The 19,679-nt window shown below is 64.3% G+C and carries 15 protein-coding genes and 1 pseudogene; 4 read left to right on the forward strand and 12 right to left on the reverse strand.

Annotation, left to right across the window (positions count from 1 at the left end):
* Window positions 1–18 precede the first annotated feature (18 nt).
* The 9 genes from NKI17_RS03980 to NKI17_RS04020 form a co-directional block, all read right to left on the reverse strand.
* Window positions 19–504 carry a hypothetical protein gene (locus NKI17_RS03980; RefSeq protein WP_352568354.1) on the reverse strand — a complete coding sequence of 162 codons (486 nt, stop codon included), beginning with the start codon at window positions 502–504 and terminating at the stop codon, window positions 19–21.
* A gap of 102 nt (window positions 505–606) precedes the next feature.
* Window positions 607–3,438 (reverse strand): nitrate reductase, encoded by a 2,832-nt coding sequence (locus tag NKI17_RS03985; protein WP_352568356.1) that lies wholly within the window; start codon window positions 3,436–3,438, stop codon window positions 607–609.
* A gap of 3 nt (window positions 3,439–3,441) precedes the next feature.
* On the reverse strand, window positions 3,442–3,771 hold the full coding sequence (nirD, locus tag NKI17_RS03990) for a nitrite reductase small subunit NirD (RefSeq protein ID WP_023676297.1): 330 nt from the start codon (window positions 3,769–3,771) through the stop codon (window positions 3,442–3,444).
* A 65-nt stretch (window positions 3,772–3,836) separates the two neighbouring features.
* Window positions 3,837–6,287, reverse strand: coding sequence for a nitrite reductase large subunit NirB (nirB, locus tag NKI17_RS03995; protein WP_023676296.1), 2,451 nt, complete (start codon window positions 6,285–6,287; stop codon window positions 3,837–3,839).
* A 19-nt stretch (window positions 6,288–6,306) separates the two neighbouring features.
* Complete coding sequence (locus NKI17_RS04000; RefSeq protein ID WP_352568357.1) at window positions 6,307–7,608, reverse strand: MFS transporter; 1,302 nt, start codon at window positions 7,606–7,608, stop codon at window positions 6,307–6,309.
* Window positions 7,609–7,666: 58 nt separating this feature from the next.
* Window positions 7,667–8,005 (reverse strand): hypothetical protein, encoded by a 339-nt coding sequence (locus NKI17_RS04005; protein WP_352568359.1) that lies wholly within the window; start codon window positions 8,003–8,005, stop codon window positions 7,667–7,669.
* 252 nt (window positions 8,006–8,257) lie between these two features.
* Window positions 8,258–9,055, reverse strand: coding sequence for an ABC transporter ATP-binding protein (locus tag NKI17_RS04010; RefSeq protein ID WP_352905427.1), 798 nt, complete (start codon window positions 9,053–9,055; stop codon window positions 8,258–8,260).
* Between the two features lie 11 nt (window positions 9,056–9,066).
* Window positions 9,067–9,963, reverse strand: coding sequence for a nitrate ABC transporter permease (gene ntrB / locus NKI17_RS04015; protein ID WP_352577824.1), 897 nt, complete (start codon window positions 9,961–9,963; stop codon window positions 9,067–9,069).
* A gap of 84 nt (window positions 9,964–10,047) precedes the next feature.
* Window positions 10,048–11,364, reverse strand: coding sequence for a CmpA/NrtA family ABC transporter substrate-binding protein (locus NKI17_RS04020; RefSeq protein ID WP_352795622.1), 1,317 nt, complete (start codon window positions 11,362–11,364; stop codon window positions 10,048–10,050).
* On the opposite strand from NKI17_RS04020, the gene NKI17_RS04025 reads away from it, so the two are divergent.
* A complete protein-coding gene (locus tag NKI17_RS04025) occupies window positions 11,351–11,479 on the forward strand; it encodes a hypothetical protein (RefSeq protein ID WP_352448433.1) in 129 nt (42 codons plus the stop codon). The two genes, NKI17_RS04020 and NKI17_RS04025, sit on opposite strands and share 14 nt — an antisense overlap.
* A 243-nt stretch (window positions 11,480–11,722) precedes the next feature.
* Here NKI17_RS04025 and NKI17_RS04030 read toward each other — a convergent pair whose 3' ends face one another.
* Together NKI17_RS04030 and NKI17_RS04035 are read right to left on the reverse strand one after the other, a co-directional pair.
* Window positions 11,723–12,961, reverse strand: coding sequence for a CmpA/NrtA family ABC transporter substrate-binding protein (locus NKI17_RS04030; RefSeq protein ID WP_352577826.1), 1,239 nt, complete (start codon window positions 12,959–12,961; stop codon window positions 11,723–11,725).
* 2 nt (window positions 12,962–12,963) lie between these two features.
* The gene (locus tag NKI17_RS04035) at window positions 12,964–13,563 is read right to left on the reverse strand and encodes an ANTAR domain-containing response regulator (protein ID WP_352568364.1); all 600 of its coding nucleotides are present in this window, start codon (window positions 13,561–13,563) and stop codon (window positions 12,964–12,966) included.
* A 127-nt stretch (window positions 13,564–13,690) separates the two neighbouring features.
* Between NKI17_RS04035 and NKI17_RS04040 the strand changes: the two are divergent.
* The 3 genes and pseudogenes from NKI17_RS04040 to NKI17_RS04050 all read left to right on the forward strand — a co-directional run.
* Window positions 13,691–14,047: pseudogene (locus NKI17_RS04040) on the forward strand (ABC transporter permease subunit); the annotation flags it as partial.
* A 242-nt stretch (window positions 14,048–14,289) separates the two neighbouring features.
* Window positions 14,290–15,384 carry a branched-chain amino acid ABC transporter substrate-binding protein gene (locus tag NKI17_RS04045; RefSeq protein WP_352448431.1) on the forward strand — a complete coding sequence of 365 codons (1,095 nt, stop codon included), beginning with the start codon at window positions 14,290–14,292 and terminating at the stop codon, window positions 15,382–15,384.
* Window positions 15,385–15,414: 30 nt separating this feature from the next.
* A complete protein-coding gene (locus NKI17_RS04050) occupies window positions 15,415–17,931 on the forward strand; it encodes an adenylate/guanylate cyclase domain-containing protein (RefSeq protein ID WP_502894419.1) in 2,517 nt (838 codons plus the stop codon).
* A gap of 247 nt (window positions 17,932–18,178) precedes the next feature.
* Here NKI17_RS04050 and NKI17_RS04055 read toward each other — a convergent pair whose 3' ends face one another.
* Window positions 18,179–19,675 carry a helicase HerA domain-containing protein gene (locus NKI17_RS04055; protein ID WP_352568365.1) on the reverse strand — a complete coding sequence of 499 codons (1,497 nt, stop codon included), beginning with the start codon at window positions 19,673–19,675 and terminating at the stop codon, window positions 18,179–18,181.
* Window positions 19,676–19,679 lie beyond the last annotated feature (4 nt).

A 19,679-nucleotide genomic window follows, 5' to 3' on the forward strand; every position in this document is an offset into this window, starting at 1 on the left:
GCCGACGGTCGCACATGCTCAGACGGTGAAGGACCAAAACAGGCAGGCCAGTGTCGCTGCGGCGAAGACGACGAAGAACAGGCTTCTCAACAAGATGTTGCGGCGCAGCTCGTTGATGAACAGATGGCACCCGACGACGGCTGCGACAAACAGGAAGCGCCAGTTCAGCAGTGCGGAGAGCACATCGCGCTGACCGAAAGCAAATCTCGCGGCGAGACATCCAACGATGAGCGCAAACAACACGATGACCGTCCAGAAGATCGCATCGGCGGCATGTGTCAGGACGATGCCAGCGAGCCTGATCGGCAGAACCATCATCAGCAGTGCGCTGAAAAAATAGATCGCCGCGAGCGGAATGAACGTCCCCGCATCGGCGACGTCGCTCAAGCGCTTGGCGCCGATCGCGCCATAGGGATAGCCATGCCTGGCCACCGCCAGGCTGAGCGCCATCAGCAAGGCCGTCAGCACGGCGGCAAGCGCGAATGAGGTCAGGGCTTTGCTCATGGGGCTCCCGTTCCGAGCGAATCGAAGTCAGAACGTTGGTAGCCCATGGTTTGTAAATTGCTAGTAAGCTCATGCAGCGGCGCGGCAGAGTTCCTCCGCGCATCACTCCGCAGCTTGCAGACGCCGCCCGTCGATAATGGTCTTGATCTCGGCGCGGCAAGAGCCGCAATTGGTGCCGGCGTGAAGGACGGCGCCGATTGCCGCGACGCTGGTACAGCCGCCGCGTACCGCTTCCGCGATCTGGTTGACACCGACCCCGAAACAGGCGCAGACGATGGCACCGCGGTCGACGCTGTTGCCGCCCGGCCGCCCGGCGACAATCGCCAACCGCGCCTGCCGATCGGCATGGTCAGCACCAAGTTGTTCGACCGCCCAGCCGCGCGACACCGCCACCGGGGTAGGCGCCAGATAGAGCGAGCCGACCAGCCGACTGCCCGCGAAACGGGCGAAGCGATGGTGCCCGCCGGCGATGTCGTGATAGGCGAGCGTCTCGCCTTCGAGGCCGAACAGCGAGGCGGCAAACCCGGTCCAGTCGCGGCTGTCCTGCAGCGCAATTTCGAGGCGCCAGCCGGCGGGGCAGCGGGCGAGGCTCCAATAATCGGCGTCGATCGAGGCGGGCCGTTCGGCAAGCACCGCGAAACCGAAGGCTGCGGCAGCGAAGCGTTCGAGGCGGGCGGCAACGTTCTTCGAGGCCGGCTGACCTGAAATCGCATCGGTCGTCGGCGGGACCAGTGCATCGACACGCGCGCGGGCGGAGATCTGATCGGTCCAGTGCATCGGAACGAATACAGAGCCTTGGCGTTGGCGCACCGTCACCAGCGCGCGGACCAGCACCTCGCCATGGCCAGTCGAGACGCGCACGATGTCGGCATCGCCGATACCATAGTGCTGCGCATCCGCCGGGTGGATTTCGACGAACGGTTCGGCCATGTGCTGCGACAGGCGCGGGCTCTTGCCGGTCCGCGTCATGGTGTGCCAATGGTCGCGGACGCGCCCGGTGTTGAGGACGAGCGGGTAGTCCGGGTTGGTGCGGGTTTGTGCGGCTGGGCGGATGGCAATGAAGCGCGCCTTGCCGTCGGGCGTGTAGAAATTGCCGTTGGCGAAGAAGCGGGTGCTGGCTGAGCTATGTCCAGCCTGAACACCCCCCTCTGGCCTGCCGGCCATCTCCCCCTCAAGGGGGGAGATTGGCGGCTTTGCCGGCACCGCCTTTTCAGCAATGGCAACGATTGGCGAAACCGGTGGCGACATCCAATCTCTCCCCTTGAGGGGGAGATGGCCGGCAGGCCAGAGGGGGGTGCCTTGGCTCGGCGCTGGCCATTGGAATGGCGCCAACTCCTCATACGTCCGTGCATCAATCCCGGCGTACGCGCCTATATCAAAATCGCGAACGCCATCATTCTCGAAGCCCGACAGCGCCGCGTGCTCGGCGAAGATGTCGGCCGGCGACACATGCGAAAAAGCCTCGCCGAAGCCCATCCGCTTGGCGACTTCAGCGATGATCCACCAATCTGGCCTTGCCTCGCCGGGCCTGGCCAAAAAAGCCCGCTGGCGCGAGATGCGGCGCTCCGAATTGGTGACGGTGCCATCCTTTTCGCCCCATGCGGTGGCCGGCAGCCGGACATGGGCGTGGCGGACCGTGTCGGTCTCGCCCAGCACGTCCGAGACCACAACAAACGGGCAGGCCCTGATCGCCGCCTCGACGGCATCGGCGTCCGGCATCGAATCGACCGGGTTGGTGGCCATGATCCACAGCGCCTTGATGCGTCCGTCGGCCACCGCTTGGAACATCTCGACCGCTTTCAGGCCGGGTTTTTCGGCGACGGTTGGGGCATTCCAGAAGCGCTGCACGCGTTCGCGGTGCTCGGGGTTTTCGATCTCCATGTGGGCGGCCAGCATGTTGGCCATGCCGCCGACCTCACGGCCGCCCATGGCGTTGGGCTGGCCGGTCACCGAGAACGGCCCGGCGCCGGGCTTGCCTATGCGGCCGGTGGCTAGATGGCAGTTGATGATGGCGTTGACCTTGTCGGTGCCCGAAGACGACTGGTTCACGCCCTGGCTGTAGACGGTCACCGTCTTCGCCGTCGCGGCAAACAGGCTGTAGAAGCGGGCCAGTTCGTCCTCACTGAGACCCGTGGCAGCCGCGATGCCGGCAAGATCGAGCGCCGAGGCGGCGAAAAGCGCTTGCCCGAAGCCGGTCGTGTGCGCCGTGATATAGGTGCGGTCCAGCGCGTTGTGCTGGCCGAGATAGGCGAGCAGCCCGGTGAACAAAGCGACGTCGCCATCGGGCGCGATCGCCAGATGCATGTCGGCGATGTCTGAGGTCATCGTGCGGCGAGGGTCGATCAGCACCACCTTCATCTCGGGCCGCTTTTCCCGGGCAGCGGCAATGCGCTGGTAGAGTACCGGATGGCACCAGGCGAGATTGGAGCCGACCAGCACGATCAGGTCGGCAAGTTCCAGATCCTCGTAATTTCCCGGAACGGTGTCCGAGCCAAAGGCGCGGCGGTGGCCGGCGACCGACGAGGCCATGCACAGGCGCGAATTGGTGTCGATATTGGCCGAGCCGATAAAGCCTTTCATCAGCTTGTTGGCGACGTAATAGTCCTCGGTCAGCAACTGGCCGGAAACATAAAAGGCGACCGAACCGGGGCCGTGTTCGGCAATGGTTTGCGAGAAGGTCGAAGCGACAAGGTCGAGCGCTTCGTCCCAGTCGGTGCGGCGACCGCGGATCTCCGGGTATAGCAACCTGCCGTCGAGGTCGATGGTCTCAGCCAGCGCCGAGCCTTTGGAGCAGAGCCGGCCGAAATTCGCCGGGTGGTCCGGGTCGCCACGAACGGTTAGTTCACCGTCCGCGGCGACCTTCGCCAGCACGCCGCAACCCACCCCGCAATAGGGGCAGGTGGTCCTCACCTCGCGCGCTTCATCAATCTGCATGGTTCACGCCGCGCGGCTGGCCAGCGCTTCCAGCGCAATGAACAGCCGCTCGCCGTCGATCCGCACCGCAATGGTGCGCACCGCGCCCTCGTCCGCGCCGAGCGCCTTGCCTGTCTCCAGCGAGATCACCCAATTGTGCAAGGGACAGGTCACCGCCGTGCCATGGACGATGCCCTGGCTGAGCGGCCCACCTTTGTGCGGGCAATGGTCGTCGATGGCGAAGACTTGATCGTCGGCCGTGCGGAAGACGGCGATCTTGCCTTCGGGCGTGGCGACGCAGCGCGCGCCGCGACGCGGAATGTCCGAGAGCGTGCCTATCGATACCCAGTTCATGTGGCTATTCCTCTTTTGCGCGTGTTCTTGTCCGAAAACGCATTCCACTTTTCGGGAACACGCGCCTACTCCGCCGCCTGGGCAAAGCCGACCGAAGCCATCGGCCGGAATTCATGCTTGTCCTTGCCGGAAGCACGTTCCGACCATGGGTCGACCTGGGCGAATTTCTGCGAAAAGACGAAGCGGTCGAAATAGGCTTTGCGCTTCTCGCCATCGTCCATGATCTGACGCTTGATCTCAGCTATGCCGACGCGCTTGGCCCATTTGTAGATACGCTCGAGATAGCGGCCCTGCTCGCGATACATCTGCGTCAACGCCACGATATGCTCCAGCGCCTCGTCCTCGGTCTTGACCAGGCCGAGCACTTCGGTGCCCTTGATGTCGAGACCGGCGGCGCCGGCGAAATGGATCTCGTAGCCGCTATCGACGCAGATCACGCCGACATCCTTGCAGGTCGCCTCGGCACAGTTTCGCGGGCAGCCCGACACCGCCATCTTGACCTTGGCCGGGGTCCACGAGCCCCACATGAATTTTTCGATACGGATGCCCAAGCCGGTCGAATCCTGCGTGCCGAAGCGGCACCAGTCCGAGCCGACGCAGGTCTTCACCGTGCGCAGTCCCTTGGCGTAGGCGTGGCCGGAGACGAAGCCAGCCTGGCCGAGATCGGCCCATACCGCCGGCAGGTCTTCCTTGCGGATGCCGAGCATGTCGATGCGCTGGCCGCCGGTGACCTTGACCATCGGGATCTCGAACTTGTCGACGACGTCGGCGATCGCGCGCAATTCGGCGGCGTTGGTGACGCCACCCCACATGCGCGGCACTACCGAATAGGTGCCGTCCTTTTGGATGTTGGCGTGGACGCGCTCGTTGATGAAGCGCGACTGGTAATCGTCGGCGTATTCGTCGGGCCAGTCGCAGACGAGATAATAGTTGAGCGCCGGCCGGCATTTGGCGCAGCCGCAGGAGGTCTTCCACTCCAGTTCCTGCATGACGGCGGGAATGGTCTTCAAGCCCTTGGCCTTGATCAGCCGGCGGACCTCGTCATGGCCAAGCGCGGTGCAGCTGCACATCGGCTGGACCGCCGCGGGGTTGTATTTGTCGCCGATGGTCAGCACCATCAGCTTTTCGACCAGCCCGGTGCAGGAGCCGCAGGACGCCGACGCCTTGGTGTGGGCGCGCACGTCGTCGAGCGAGGTCAAGCCCCTGGCCGTGATCGCGCCGGTGATCTTTCCCTTGCATACGCCGTTGCAACCGCAGATTTCCGCATCATCCGGCAAGGCTGCAACGGCCGCCATAGGGTCCAGTGGGGCGCCTCCCTGGTAGGACTGGCCGAAGATGAGCGTATCGCGCATCTCGGATATGTCGGTCTGCTTCTTCTTGAGGTCGTTGAACCAGGCGCCGTCCGCCGTCTCGCCATAGAGCACGGTGCCGATGATGCGGTCGTCCTTGAGTACCAGGCGCTTGTAGACGCCGGCCGCGGCATCGCGCAGCACGATCTCCTGGCGGTCATCGCCCTCGGCGAAGTCGCCGAGCGAGAACAGCTCGATGCCGGTGACCTTGAGCTTGGTCGGCGTGTCCATGTGGACGAAAGCCGCCGCCTCATTGCCGGCCAGATGGCTGGCGGCGACGCGCGCCATCTCGTAAAGCGGCGCGACCAGCCCGTAGACCTGGCCGTTGACCTCGGCGCATTCGCCGATTGCGTAGATATCGGGATCGTTGCTGCGCATGCCGGCGTCGACGACGATGCCGCGATTGACCGCAATGCCGGCTTCCTTCGCCAGCGCCGCATTCGGCCTGATGCCCACCGCCATGACGACGAGCGTTGCGGGAATGACTGTGCCGTCGGCAAGCTCCACCCGCTCCACCTTGCCGTTGCCGGTGATCGCCTGGGTGTTGGCCTTGGTGATGACCTTGATGCCGCGCTGCTCGACGGCGCGCTGCAGGAGATATCCGGCGGCCGGATCGAGCTGACGCTCCATCAGCGTCGGCATGACGTGCAGCACGGTGACGTCCATCCCTTGCGCGTTCAGACCCGCAGCCGCTTCCAGGCCGAGCAGGCCGCCGCCGATGACCACCGCCTTGGCCCGCGACTGGGCGGCAAGCATCATCGCCCGGACGTCATCGAGATCGCGATACGTGAGCACGCCGGGCAGATCATGGCCTGGCACCGGAATGATAAACGGCACCGAGCCGGTGGCGATGACGAGCTTGTCGTAGGGCTCGGTCACGCCATGATCGGAGGTGACGGTCTTTGCCTGCCGGTCGATGGCGACGATCTTGTGGCCCTTGTAGAGGGTGATGCCGTGCTTGATGTACCAGCCGTCGCCATGGATGATGATCTCCTCATAGGCCTTTTCGCCCGACAGAACCGGCGAGAGCATGATGCGGTCGTAGTTCACGCGCGGCTCGGCGTTGAAGATGGTGACCTGGTAGCGCCCAGGCGCCTTTTCCAGGAGGTGCTCCAGCATGCGCCCGGGGGCCATGCCGTTGCCAATGATAACGAGTTTCTCGGTCATGTCCTGATCCACTCCGGTCTCACTCAGCCGCGTAGGAAAGGCCTGAAGCTTCGTCAGACGCCGTGCGCTCCATCCGCCGGATGGAAGAATGCATCCAGGCAAAGCAGGTGGCGACGATGACGAAGAGCAGCATGAAGCAGCTCGACCAGACGCCGGTGAGGTCGTTGAGCACGCCGAAGGCGATTGGCAGGATAAAGCCGCCGAGCCCGCCAATCATGCCGACAACGCCGCCGACCGCGCCGACACTCTGCGGATAGTAAGCCGGGATGTGCTTGTAGACGGCGGCCTTGCCGAGGCTCATGAAGAAGCCGAGCACACAGGCAACGGCTATGAAGGCCAGCGGGCCGATCTCGAAATGGAAGGCGATCGGCCCGCTGATACCGCGCACGACGTAGTCTGCCGAGGGGAGAGACAGAACGAGAGTCGCGACGGCACTGACAGCGAAGGTGCAGTAGAGCACGGTCCGGGCGCCGATCCGGTCGGAAAGCACGCCGCCATAGGCGCGGAAAATACTTGCCGGAATTGAATAGGCCGCCCCGATCATGCCGGCGGTCGCAAGCCCGAAGCCGTAGACGCCGATCAGGTAGCGGGGCAGCCACAGCGAGAGCGCCACGAATGCACCGAAGGCGAAGAAATAATAGAAGGCGAAGCGCCAGACCTGCAGGTTCTTGAGCGGCGCGAATTCCTGCAAGAAGCTTCTCGCGGGCGCTGCCTTGCCGGCGCGGCGCTCGCGGATGACTGGATCGTCGCCGGTCGTGAACCAGAAGACGGCGGCCATGACGACGAGTGCTGCCGCCCAGATCAGCGCGACCGACTGCCAGCCCCAGGAGAGAAGCACGAACGGTGCCAGGAACTTGGTGACCGCGGCGCCGACATTGCCGACACCGAAAATGCCAAGCGCCGTACCCTGCTTGCCGGCCGGGAAGAAGCGCGAGACATAGGCGACACCGACGGCGAAGGAACCGCCGGCGAGCCCAACGCCTAGTGCGGCGACCAGCATCTGCCCGTAGGTGTGCGCAAAAGCGAGCAGAAAGGTCGCGACCGCCGCCGCAAGCATGGTCGCGGTGTATACCAGCCGTCCGCCAAAACGGTCGGTCCAGACACCGAGCACCATACGCACGAGCGAGCCGGTGAGGATCGGCGTGCCGACGAGCAGGCCGAACTCCGTCTCGTTCAGCCCCAGCTCCTGCTTTATGCGCACGCCGATGATTGAAAAGATCGTCCACACCGCGAAGCAGACGGTGAAGGCGATGGTGGACATGGCAAGCGCCTGCCGGGGAGCGCTGTCCTGGCTGGGCGCGGCTGGGAGATTTGCGGTCATTTTCTGGCTCCGGTTTGCGGCGTGGGAGGCACCGCCCTTGTCTGTTCGTTCGCGACTGTCAGCGGCGCAGCATCGGCGAACTGGTTGAAACCGACCTTTGCGCGGTCACTTCGAGACCCTTGCCGTCAGTCTTGGCGCCGGCGGGAAAGAGGAGGAGCGCGGCGGTGAACAGCGCCGCCGTCAGCGCGCTGACGGCCAGAAAATCGCGGCGCGTGAAGTCCGCGAGGGAAGCGCCAGTTCCAATCCGTTTCGTCATCGTCGTCTCCGGTTGGGCGCCGCTTGGGACCAGCGCCGTCGATTGCGTCAAAACAAAAAAGCCGCCGGCCAGGTCTTCGCGTCCGGGGTTCCGGGAGCGCGTGTGGACCTGAGCGGCAGCTTTGCCTGTGGCGCCCGCCATTGGACGCCGTTTCACTTGGCCCTTGCGGACCCTACATTTTGGAAAGCAGGAAGCGTGCCAATTCGACAGCGCTCTTAATTATCGAATGAAATCAATATGAACCGCAGCCGCGCGACTTTTGACCAAGCTCGGCAGCGGATCAAAGATTAGTCAAAATGCCTTGCACAGCAGCATAATATTTGTGCAATGCGGTAGATTGCCCATTGCCGATGCAGATTGCCAATGATGATGACGAGTTTTCCCGTTATGGCCTTACTCCGCGGCTTCGACGAAGCGGTGGCGTTCGTAGAGGAATTTCAGCACCGCCTCGCGGCAGCGCAGGAAGGTGCGGTCGGAGGAAAGCTCGATGCGCCGGCGCGGCCGGGCCAGCGGCACGGCAAGAACCTCGCCGATGGTGGCCGCCGGGCCGTTGGTCATCATGACGATGCGGTCGGACAACAGCACCGCCTCGTCGACATCATGGGTGATCATGATCGTCGTCGAGCCGAGCCTCGAATGGATATCCATCACCGCGTCCTGCAGATGCGCGCGCGTCAGCGCGTCGAGCGCCCCGAACGGCTCGTCGAGCAGCAGGATCTTCGGCTCCATGGCCAGCGCCCGGGCGATGCCGACGCGCTGCTTCATGCCGCCCGAAATCTCGGCCGGACGTTTGTCCTTGGCATGCGCCATCTGAACGAGATCGAGATTGCGGATGATCCATTCATGCCGCTCGGCCCGGCTCTTGCTCCGGCCAAAGACCTTCGTGACTGCCAAATTGATGTTTTCGTAGACGGTGAGCCATGGCAGCAGGCTGTGGTCCTGGAACACCACGGCGCGTTCCGGGCCGGGACTATCGACCTCCTTGTCATCCAACAGAACCGCGCCGGCCGAGACCTTGGTCAGGCCGGCGATCAGGTTGAGCAAGGTCGACTTGCCGCAGCCGGAATGGCCGATGATCGAGACGAATTCGCCTTTGTCGATGGTCAGCCGGATGTCCTTCAGCACGTCGCTGACCTGGCTGCCGCGGGCGAAGGATTTGTCGATATGGTCGAGTTTCAGATAGGCCGTCATCGTCCCTCTCCTCACTTTGCCGTTGTGCCGCGGGTGACGAAGGCGCCGACCGCCGCGACCAGGCGGTCGAGGCAGAAACCGGTGACGCCGATATAGGCGAGCGCGACAATGATGTCGGGCAGCCGCGACGAGTTCCAGGCATCCCAGATGAAGAAGCCGATGCCGACGCCGCCGGTCAGCATTTCGGCGGCGACGATGGCCAGCCACGACAGGCCGATGCCGATGCGCAGGCCGGTGAAGATGTAAGGTGCCGCGGCCGGCACCATGATCTTCACGAAGAATTCGAGCTGGTTGAGCCTGAGGATGCGGGAGACGTTGCGATAGTCCTCTGGAATGTTACGGACGCCGACGGCGGTGTTGATGATCACCGGCCAGATCGAGGTGATGAAGATGACGAAGATCGCCGACGGGCTGGAATCGCGGAACGCCGCCAGCGACAGCGGCAGCCAGGCGAGCGGCGGTACCGTGCGCAGGATCTGGAACACCGGATCGAGACCGCGCATCGCCCAGATCGACTGGCCAACCAGCGCGCCGAGCGCGACGCCAACGACAGCCGCAAGGCCAAAGCCGATGGCGACGCGCTGCAGCGAGATCAGCACCCGCCAGGCGAGTCCAATGTCCTGCGGGCCATTGTTGAAGAACGGATGGGCGATCAGGTCATAGGCCTCGTTCCAAACTTGGCTTGGCGGTGGCAGGCTGGCTGTGGGCGACGAACAGGCGACCTGCCAGACGACGAGCATAATGGTGATGACGATGACCGGCGGCACCAGCGTGCTGGCCAGCTTGCCTGCGATCGCGGCCGGGTCGAAGCGGCGCCGCGCCCTGGCGGTGAAGGCGATGATTTCGGCGGGCTTGGCAGGCGCGGGGAACGGCTTCACCTTGCGGTCCTCGATGGCTTGGATAGACATTTCTCGAACGTTCCTTTGGCATTTGGCGACAAGCGGCGCCGTTGCGCTTGTGGCGACAAACGGCGCGAGCGCCGTTTGCACCGTTCAGGCCGATGCCTTGATCTTCAGGCTGTCGAGATAGGCGGACGGGTTCTCCGGATCGAAGACCTTGCCGTCGAAGAAGGTCTCGACGCCGCGCGATGAAGACGCCGGGATATCGGCCGCGGCGACACCAAGATCCTTGGCCGCTTCTCGCCACAGATCCTCGCGATTGACCTGGGCGACCAGCGCCTTGATGTCGGTGGTCGGCGCGAACTTGCCCCAGCGGATGTTTTCGGCGAGGAACCAGCTGTCGTGGCTCTTGAAGGGATAGGACACGCCGCCCTGCCAGAACTTCATGTAGAGATCGGTGCCGTTGGCGACGCGGCCATTGCCGTAATTGATGTCGCCCTTGAGGCGGCCGATGATGTCGGCAGTCGGCACGTTCATCCATTGCCGCTTGCCGATGATGGCGGCCATCTCGTCCTTGTTTTCCTTGGCTTCGCACCATTGCTGGGCTTCCATGACGGCCATCAGGATCGCCTTGGTGGAGTTCGGGTACTTGTCGATGAAGGCGGCGCGCAGGCCGAGCGCCTTTTCCGGATGGCCCTTCCACAGTTCGCCGGTGGTGGCGGCGGTGAAGCCGACGCCCTGGTGGACGAGCTGCTCGTTCCACGGCTCGCCGACACAGAACACGTCCATGTTGCCGACCTTCATGTTGGCGACCATCTGCGGCGGCGGCACGACGATGGTCGAGACGTCCTTGTCGGGATCGATGCCGCCGGCAGCCAGCCAGTAGCGCAGCCAAAGATCGTGCGTGCCGCCCGGGAAGGTCATGGCGGCCTTCACCTCCTTGCCTGCGGCCTTTTTCGCAGCGAAGGCGTCCTTCAGCTTGGAGGCGTCGAGGCCGACACCGGTGCCGGCATATTCCTGGGCGACAGAAATGCCCTGGCAGTCGTAGTTGAGCCGGGCCACGATCGCCATCGGCAGCGGCTGCTTGTTTTGAGTCACCTTGCCGGTGTGCATCAGATAAGGCATCGGCGTCAGGATATGGGCGCCGTCAATGCCGTTGGCTTCGCCGCCGAGCACCAGATTATCGCGCGTCGCCCCCCAGGAGGCCTGCTTGAGCACCTCGACGTCGGGCATGCCGAATTTCTTGAACAGGCCTTTCTCCTTGGCAATCATCAGCGGCGCCGCATCGGTCAGCGCTATGAAGCCGAGCTTGGCGCCGGTGACTTCCGGCGCGGCGGGCGCCGCATAGGCGCCGGAGGGCAGCAGCGCACGCGCCGCGGCCAGCGTTGCCGCGGTGGCCGCGCTGATCCTCAGGAAATCGCGGCGGCTGATCGCCGTTTGGGCGGAATGGCTATTGGTGCTTTTCGTCATCGTCATCTCCGGTTGGGCGCGGCTTGGGATCGGCGCCGTCGATTGCGTGTTCGACCAAAACAAAAAAGCCGCCGGCCAGGCCGCGCGCGTCCGTCCATCCGGGATCGCGTGTTGACCTGAGCGGCAGCGTTGCCTGTAGCGCCCGCCATTGGACGCCTATTCCGTGACCCGAGAAGAGTCTGCCTATTGCAACGCAGGAACCGTGCCAGTTTCGGAATGGATGACAAACATCAACGAGATCAACGACATGCCAAAATCGTCGGCGCGCCGGCCCGCTGGGCGAGCAAGCCAAAGATTGTTCATTAGCGCAGTTGCACGCACATTTTTTGTGCAGCGCACAAGAATGCCGCCGAAATGATCAGACTTCGGCGCGCGCCAATTTCTGGCCGGCAATGTAGGCGTCGATCTCGTCGGGATCGAAGATCTGGCCATCGAAGAAACCATCGGGACCGAGCACCAGGCTTGCCCCCGCCGAACCGACCGGAGTCGCGGCCTTCAGCGCGCCCTCGACCTTGGCATTGGCACCGGGAAGCGCTACGCCAAGCGGCTTCAACGCCGAGCGGTAGAGATCGGGGCGGTAGCAGTCGCGGGCAATAGCGAGGTTTTCCGGCGTGTGCGCGACATGCCCCCAGCGCACCATCTGCGTGTAGAACCACAGCGCATGGCTCTTCCACGGGAAGTTCGCCGCCTTGTTGAAGGGCAGAAAGAAGTCGCCGACACTCAGTTCGGCGCCGCCGCCGAGCGCCAGATGCCCGCTGAGGATCGGCATCTGCAGCGCCGGCGCAAGCCCGAGGAAGGCCGGCTGCGCCATAAGGGCCGCGAGTTCGTCACGGTTTGCCGGATCCTGGCACCAGCGCGCCGCGTGATGAAGCGCACGCAGCAGGGCTGAAAGCGCGTCCGGCTCTCTTTCCGCCCATGCCTTGCGCACGCCGACGACTTTCTCGGGGCTGGTCTTCCAGATGGCCGCCTTGACCGTGGCGATATGGCCGGTGCCCGCGACGACCGAGGCGCTGTTCCAGGGTTCGCCGACGCAGTAGCCGTCGATCCTGCCGGCGGCGAGTGCGTCGGCCATGAAGGGGGGCGGCACGATGACGATCTCGATTTCACGCGACGGGTCGATGCCACAGGCGGCGAGCCAGTAGCGCAATTCGTAATTGTGCCCGGAGTGCGGATGGACGACGGCGAAGCGAAGCGGATCGCCGCCGCCATTCGCCCGCTCACGAATCAGCGCTCCCAACGCCTTGCCGGCCCGCGCCGGATCGAGATCGGGTTGGGCGCCGTGCGCGGCCATGCCGGCCCAGACCGCGTTCGAAACCGTCACGCAATTGCCGCCGAGGCCGAGCGAAAACGGCACGACGGTATCGGAGGCGAGCGGCGTCAGCCCCAGATTGCAGGCGATCGGCATCGGCCCCAGCATGTGCGCCAGATCGAAATGGCCGATGGCGATGCGGTCGCGGATGTTGGCCCAGGATGTTTCCCGGTTGAGCGTCAGGTCGATGCCTTCACGCAGGGCGAAGCCGATTTCCTTCGCCGCGACAAGGACAGCGCTGTCGAAGAGCGGCATGAAGCCAGCATTGATCCGGTGCTCGGCCGCCATTCTCAACTCTCCTCGGGATCCAGCAGGCCTGCCGCCGTTACCAGGCTCTGGGCGATCTCGGCGATCTTGCGGTTCTGGTTCATGGCGGTCTTGCGCAGCAGCGTATACGCCGCGTCCTCCGACAGGCCGCGCGACTTCATCAGGATGCCCTTTGCGCGATCGATCACCTTGCGGCTTTCCAATTCGCTGCGGGCTTCTTCCAGTTCGCGCGCCATGCGCGAAAACGCATTGAAGCGGCTGATTGCCATGTCGAGGATCGGCTTGACCCGCTCCTGACGCAGGCCGTCGACGACATAGGCCGACACTCCGGCTTCCACCGCTGCTTCGATCGAAGCCTGATCCGAGCGGTCGACGAACATGGCGATCGGCCGCTTCACCAAGCGCGACAGCTGGAACATGTTTTCGAGCATGTCGCGATTGGGATTTTCGAGATCGATGACGATCACGTCGGGTTCGATCTCGGCTATCCGCCGCGCTATGCCGGCGACGTCATGGATGACCGTGACCTGCTGATGCCCGGCCTCCCGCAATCCCGCTTCGATTATCGAAGCGCGGATGTGGTTCTCATCGATCACCAGGACAGTGAGGGATTTGCGGATCATGCCGCATTTTGCGCAGGCGAGACGATTGTGCAATGCGGCATCGCGAGATTCACGGAAACAAAGCCGGCGTCCAGGCGCCGCCTGAGGAATTGGACGCGACGGCCAGCGTCGCGGCGGTGGTGCTGGGGCGGTCGGCGACAACGAACGGGCAACGCGCCTGTCCGGCGTACGCTGCTGGCAGGTGATCACCGCGCTCTACGTTATCTCGAGCGTGCTCGTCGGCACTGCACTACATCGGCCTGATCAAGGCCGTCGCTCGCCGACCCGCTGGTGCTGCCTTGGGTGGCCGCCGCCGTCGTCGGCGGCACCTCGATCTTCGGCGGCCGCGGCGGCTGCACCGGCACAATCAACGGCGCTGATCCCTACCGCGCTGACGACGCTGCTGACGATTTTGCAGATGCCGGAAGGGGCGTGGTGGATATTGTTTGGGTTAATCGTGCTGTTTGTGACGGCGGCCTATTTGCGGATTGTGGAGGAGAGATAGGGGGAAGCTGAGGCGGGGGCTGCTTTGACCCAATCACGACGCTCACTCCGGTCAGTGGTAACGTCCGGATTTGGCGCGCGATTCCGACCTCAGCGAACGAAGTTATGACACGCCATTCCAGTGTATGCTTGCTTCGCCAAATTGGGTGTGCGCTGCAATAGCAGCCCGAGACAGTCGCGCTTGCCGAAGGGGCTGTCGGCTTTGACGGGATTGGCGTAAGCTACAGTTAAGGGGGTGCACACATGCACCGCATCATCGCCATAGCGATCTTAGTTCTCGCGGCCGTGTTCAGCTCCGCGCGGGCGGAGGTGCTGATCGGCGTCTCGGCTGCGATGACGGGACGGCTCGCCTGGATCGGCGAGCAGGGACAGCGCGGCGCGGAGATGGCAGTGGCCGACGTCAACACGGCGGGCGGCGTGCTCGGCCAGAAGGTGAGGCTCATCTCGGTCGACGACTTCTGCGATCCCGAGCAAGCTGTGGCGGCCGCCAAGAAGCTGGTGGCTGACGGGGTCGTGCTCGTCGTCGGGCATTATTGCTCCGGGGCCTCGATCCCCGCATCAAAAGTGTACGAGGAGGCAGGCGTCGTTGAGATATCCCCAGGCTCGACCAATCCGCAGCTGACCGAACAGGGCCGTGCCAATGTCTTTCGCACCATTGGCCGCGACGACGCGCAAGGTTTCATCGCCGGCAACTACCTTGCCGATCGCTGGGGCAACAAGAAGATTGCGATCCTCCACGACAATTCGACCTATGGGAAGGGTCTCGCCGACGAGACCAGGAAGCAGCTGAACAAGCGGGGCGTGACTGAGGCCGTTTACGACGCATACATTCCCGGGAAGGACGACTATTCGGCCGAGGTCGCTACGTTGCAGACCGCCGGCGTCTCCGCCTTATATGTGGGTGGGTATCATGCCGAGGTTGCGCTGATTGCTCGCGCTGCACACGACAGTGGCTACACGGTTCAGCTCATATCCGGAGATGCTTTGGCGACCGAGGAATTTGCCCTGATCGCCGGCCCCGCGGCGGAGGGGACCCTCTTCACGTTCCCGGCGGACCCGAGGCGAAGCCCCGAAGCGGCCGCGGTCGTTGAGCAGTTCCGTGCGGAGAATTTCGAACCCGCGGGCTACACGCTGTTGAGCTACTGCGCGGTCCAGGTTTGGGCCCAGGCAGTCTCGAAGGCAGGTTCGCTGGAGCAGAAGGCCATCATTGCGGCACTGCACGAACAGGAATTCGACACCGTCATCGGCCGGGTCGATTTCGACGACAAGGGCGACCTCACGAAGCAGAGTTGGGTTTGGTACGTCTGGCGCGGCGGAGAGTACGTGCCGGTTGAATAGGGTTCGCTGATCGCCGGCGTGCCGGCTGAGATGTCTAGTCTGATGCAGACCAGTGTGGCCGGACTGTTCCGACTCGCCGAGCTTGAACGCCTCGGCATACGCGGCCGGCTGTTGCTCGCCTTTTTCGGGATCAGCGCCCTTGCGGTGCTGGCAACCGCTGCGGCGCTTTATGCCTTCCTCCAGGTTGGCGACGTCGTGGACCGAATTACCACGGATCGAGTGCCGTCGGCGCTCGCCTCCCTCCAGCTGTCGCGCCAGGCCGAACGGGTCGCTGCTGCCGCGCCATCGGTGCTGGCAGCGACAAGCAGGGCTCAGCACAGCGAGGTCTCGGCTGCCGTCGCGCTCGAGATGTCCCGCCTCGAGGCCCTGCGCACGGACCTCCGGGATGCCACGTTGGGCACAGTGCCTTTGGCCGAGATCGAGGAAGCCGCGATTGTTCTGAGGCGCAACCTGAAGGAGCTCGACTCTCTTGTTGTCGCCCGGCTCGACGTGGTCGCCCGCAAGGAGGAGCTCCTGAACCGCCTCGCCGCGACGACGACCGGAAGCCAGCGCCTTGTGGCCACCGGCATCCTAGTAATGGATTCCAGGCTCCCGCAATGGCGGGCGGTCGCGGCCGACACGTCGCTGTCGCCCGATCGACGCGCAGCGGCGATGGCCGACCTGGTCCAGGCGATTGCGGCTTACATTCCCCAGCAGAAGGCGCAGCTGGAGATCTCGGCGGTCAACGACGCGCTGGTGAAGGTCGCGAACGCGCCGACGCCGGGCGACCTGGCGTTGATCCTTTTTCCGCTACGCCGTTCGCTCACTGCTCTTGAAAAGGTTTCCACGGAGATCGACGAAAAGCTGCGGACCCGCTTCCGGCAGCGTGTTGACGAGTTCAGGGGTTTGACCGACGGCGAGGACAGCATCCCCAAGGTGCGGGAGGACGAGTTTGCTGTCCTGGCACAGGGCGAAAGGCTTCTGGCCGAGAACAATCGACTGTCGCGCAATCTCACCGCTGGCGTCGATCGCCTGGTCGCCACGGCAGATCAGGAGATCGCTGCGTCCGGTCGCGAAGCCGCGCTCGTCCAGCGCTACGGCACCGCGGTTGTACTCGGCTCCGCCTTTCTCAGCCTCCTGAGTTCGGTTCTGGTTGTCTGGCTCTATGTCGACCGCAGCCTCCTCGCCCGACTGGGGGCCGTGAGCCAAGGCATGCTCGCGATTGCGGGGGGCAATCTTCGTGCGCCGCTGCCAGCCGCGGGCAGCGACGAAATCGGGCGCATGGCCGAAGCGCTGAGACTCTTCCGGGATACTGCTGTCGAGGTCGAGGAAAAGAACCTGCGCGACGTTGCGGAAGCTCGTCAGCGGCTCATCGATGCCATCGAAAGCATCTCCGAAGGATTCGCTCTGTACGACTGGGAGGACCGGCTCGTCCTCAGCAACAGCCGCTACCGCGAATTGCTCTACACCGGTCTGGAGACCGAACTGACGCCCGGCACGACATTCGAGCAAATCATTCGCCGATCCGCTGAGCGCGGCTACATCAGGGACGCCGAGGGGCGGGTCGAGGAGTGGGTCGCCGAGCGCCTCTCGCGGCACCGCAACCCTGGCGAACCTTGGGTGCAGAGGCGAGGCGACGGGCGATGGGTCATGGTCAGCGAGCGGCGGATCAGCGCCGGCGGCACGGTCGCCGTCTATTCGGACATCACTGAGCTGAAGCAAAGGGAGGAGAACCTCGCCGAGAAATCCGTGGTTCTGGAGGCGCTTTCCAGCAAGCTGGCGAAGTATCTGGCGCCCCAGGTGTATCGCTCGATATTCACCGGCCGCCAGGAGGTCAGGATCGCCAGCCAGCGGAAGAAACTGACAATATGCTTCTCCGATATCGCCGGCTTTACCGAGACCACTGACAAAATGGAATCCGAGGATCTCACCCAACTCCTCAATCACTATCTGACGGAAATGTCGAAAATTGCTTCGGATCACGGCGCGACGATCGACAAATATGTCGGCGACGCGATCCTGATGTTTTTCGGCGATCCCGAGACTCGCGGCGTCAAGGAGGACGCGCTGGCTTGCGCGCAGATGGCACTTGCAATGCAAAAGCGGATTAGCGAGCTTGCCGAAGTCTGGCGGGACATGGGGATCGAAACACCGCTGCGCTGTCGCATCGGCATCCATACCGACTACTGCACCGTCGGTAACTTCGGCAGCGAGGACCGGATGGACTACACGATAATCGGCGGCGCCGTGAATCTCGCCTCGCGCCTGGAGCAGGAGGCGCCGCCGGGGGCCATCCTCATTTCCTACGAGACGTTTGCGCAAGTGAAGGACGCAATCGACTGTGAGGAACTGGGGCAAGTCCAGGTCAAGGGGATCGCCTATCCCGTCGCCACCTACCGCGTCATCGATCTGAAGGCCAATCTGGCGGCCGCTCGTCGTGCTGTTCGAACCGAGCTGCCGCACTTCAGGTTGGAACTTGAACCGGAGCTGATGTCCCCTGACGAGCGTGGCGATGCCGCCAATGCACTTCGAGACGCGCTGGATCGGCTTCGTCACAAGCCTGGGTAGTAGGGCTTGGTCCACAACGACCCCTCCCAATGGACACAAGGAGTGGGATGTGGGACGCCGCTCATTGGCGCTATCGATGCGAAGGCCGCAGAACGGTCGCGGTCAGTCTTCGAACTCGGGCGGAACGTCCGCATCGGAGCCGAGACTTAACATTCACGGCATCACTGGCAAGGTCCGGATATGGCGCAAAACAGACTTAGCCCCTGCCTGATGAGCGGTGCTTTCTCAGTGTGAGTTCGTCCCCCCATCACACCAAACTCCCCTGCTCCGCCTCCTCCGCATTGGGATCCCCCGGTGCCGTTGCCCAGGCGAGCTCCACCAGCGTCACCGTCCGCCGGCCGGCTCCGTCGAGCTGGCATACGATCAGCCCCTGCTCCTCGATATAGGTCAGCAGGCGCCGGGCGCGGCGCAGCGAGTGCGAGCCGTAGGCGCGGGCGATTGCCGCGTCGCTCGGGCAGGGCCAGCCCTCCTTGGCGGCGCGAGCGATCATCATGAACACGCCTTGCATGTCCTCGGGCAGCAGCGAGGCGCGCGCCGAGACGTCCTGCCAGGCGTCGTCGCCCGCCATGTCGGAGCCGAGGCCGGCGCGGGCGCGGGTCAGCATGCGGCGGAACTCGGGCAGGTCCGGCACGACCGAGGCGAGGCCCTCGATGCGGCAGCGGACCACGAACTCCTGATAAAGCACGCCGATGACCCGGAAGCCGGCATCGGGTTGCGCCAGCACGGCGCGCAGCACCCGGTCGACGCGCTCGCGCCGCTCCGCCAAATCCTCGGCGCTGATTTGCGCCTCCGCTGCTTCCGGGCGGATTTCCAGCGCCGCCGACTTCGCCGCCATCAGCTGATCGAGTAGATCCGGCGACGAGCGGCGCTGCGGCCGGACGGTTTCCGGCGGCGGGGCCGCCAGGATGATCGCACGGGCATCCTCCAACGCCGATTCCGGCAGCGGCATCAGGCGCGGGGTCGCGTTGCGCGGGCTTGTATCTGTCGGGCCGATGCGCAAGCCGAGCGGACGGCGCGACAGCGCCGGGCCGAGCGCCATGAATTGCCCGCGCTCGAGGTCGCGAAAGGCCTCGGCCTGGCGCCGCTCCATGCCGAGAAGGTCGGCGGCGCGCGCCATGTCGATATCGAGAAAAGTCCGGCCCATGAGGAAATTGGAAGCCTCGGCGGCGACGTTCTTGGCAAGCTTGGCCAGCCGCTGGGTGGCGATGATCCCGGCCAGCCCGCGTTTGCGGCCACGGCACATCAGATTGGTCATGGCGCCGAGCGAGAGCTTGCGCGCCTCGTCCGAAACCTCGCCGGCGACGGCCGGCGCGAACAGCTGCGCCTCGTCCACCACCACCAGCATCGGGTACCAGTGGTCGCGGGCGACCTCGAAAAGCCCGCCGAGGAAGGCGGCGGCGCGCCGCATCTGGTTCTCGGCGTCGAGCCCCTCGAGATTGAGCACCGTGGAGACGCGGTGGATGCGCGCCCGCTCGCCGGCGCTCTGCAGGCCGCGCTCGGTATGCTCCTCGGCGTCGATCACCAGATGGCCAAAACGGTCGCCCAGCGTCACGAAGTCGCCTTCGGGGTCGATGATGGTCTGCTGCACCCAGGGCGCGCTCTGCTCCAAGAGCCGGCGCAGCAGGTGGGACTTGCCGGAGCCCGAATTGCCCTGCACCAGAAGCCGCGTCGCCAGCAGTTCCTCAAGATCCAGCGCCGCCGGGGCGCCTGCGCTCGTCTGGCCCATCTCGATCGCAACGGTCATGTCT

The sequence above is a fragment of the Mesorhizobium sp. M0816 genome (genome assembly GCF_040320005.1).
Taxonomy (GTDB): Bacteria; Pseudomonadota; Alphaproteobacteria; order Rhizobiales; family Rhizobiaceae; genus Mesorhizobium.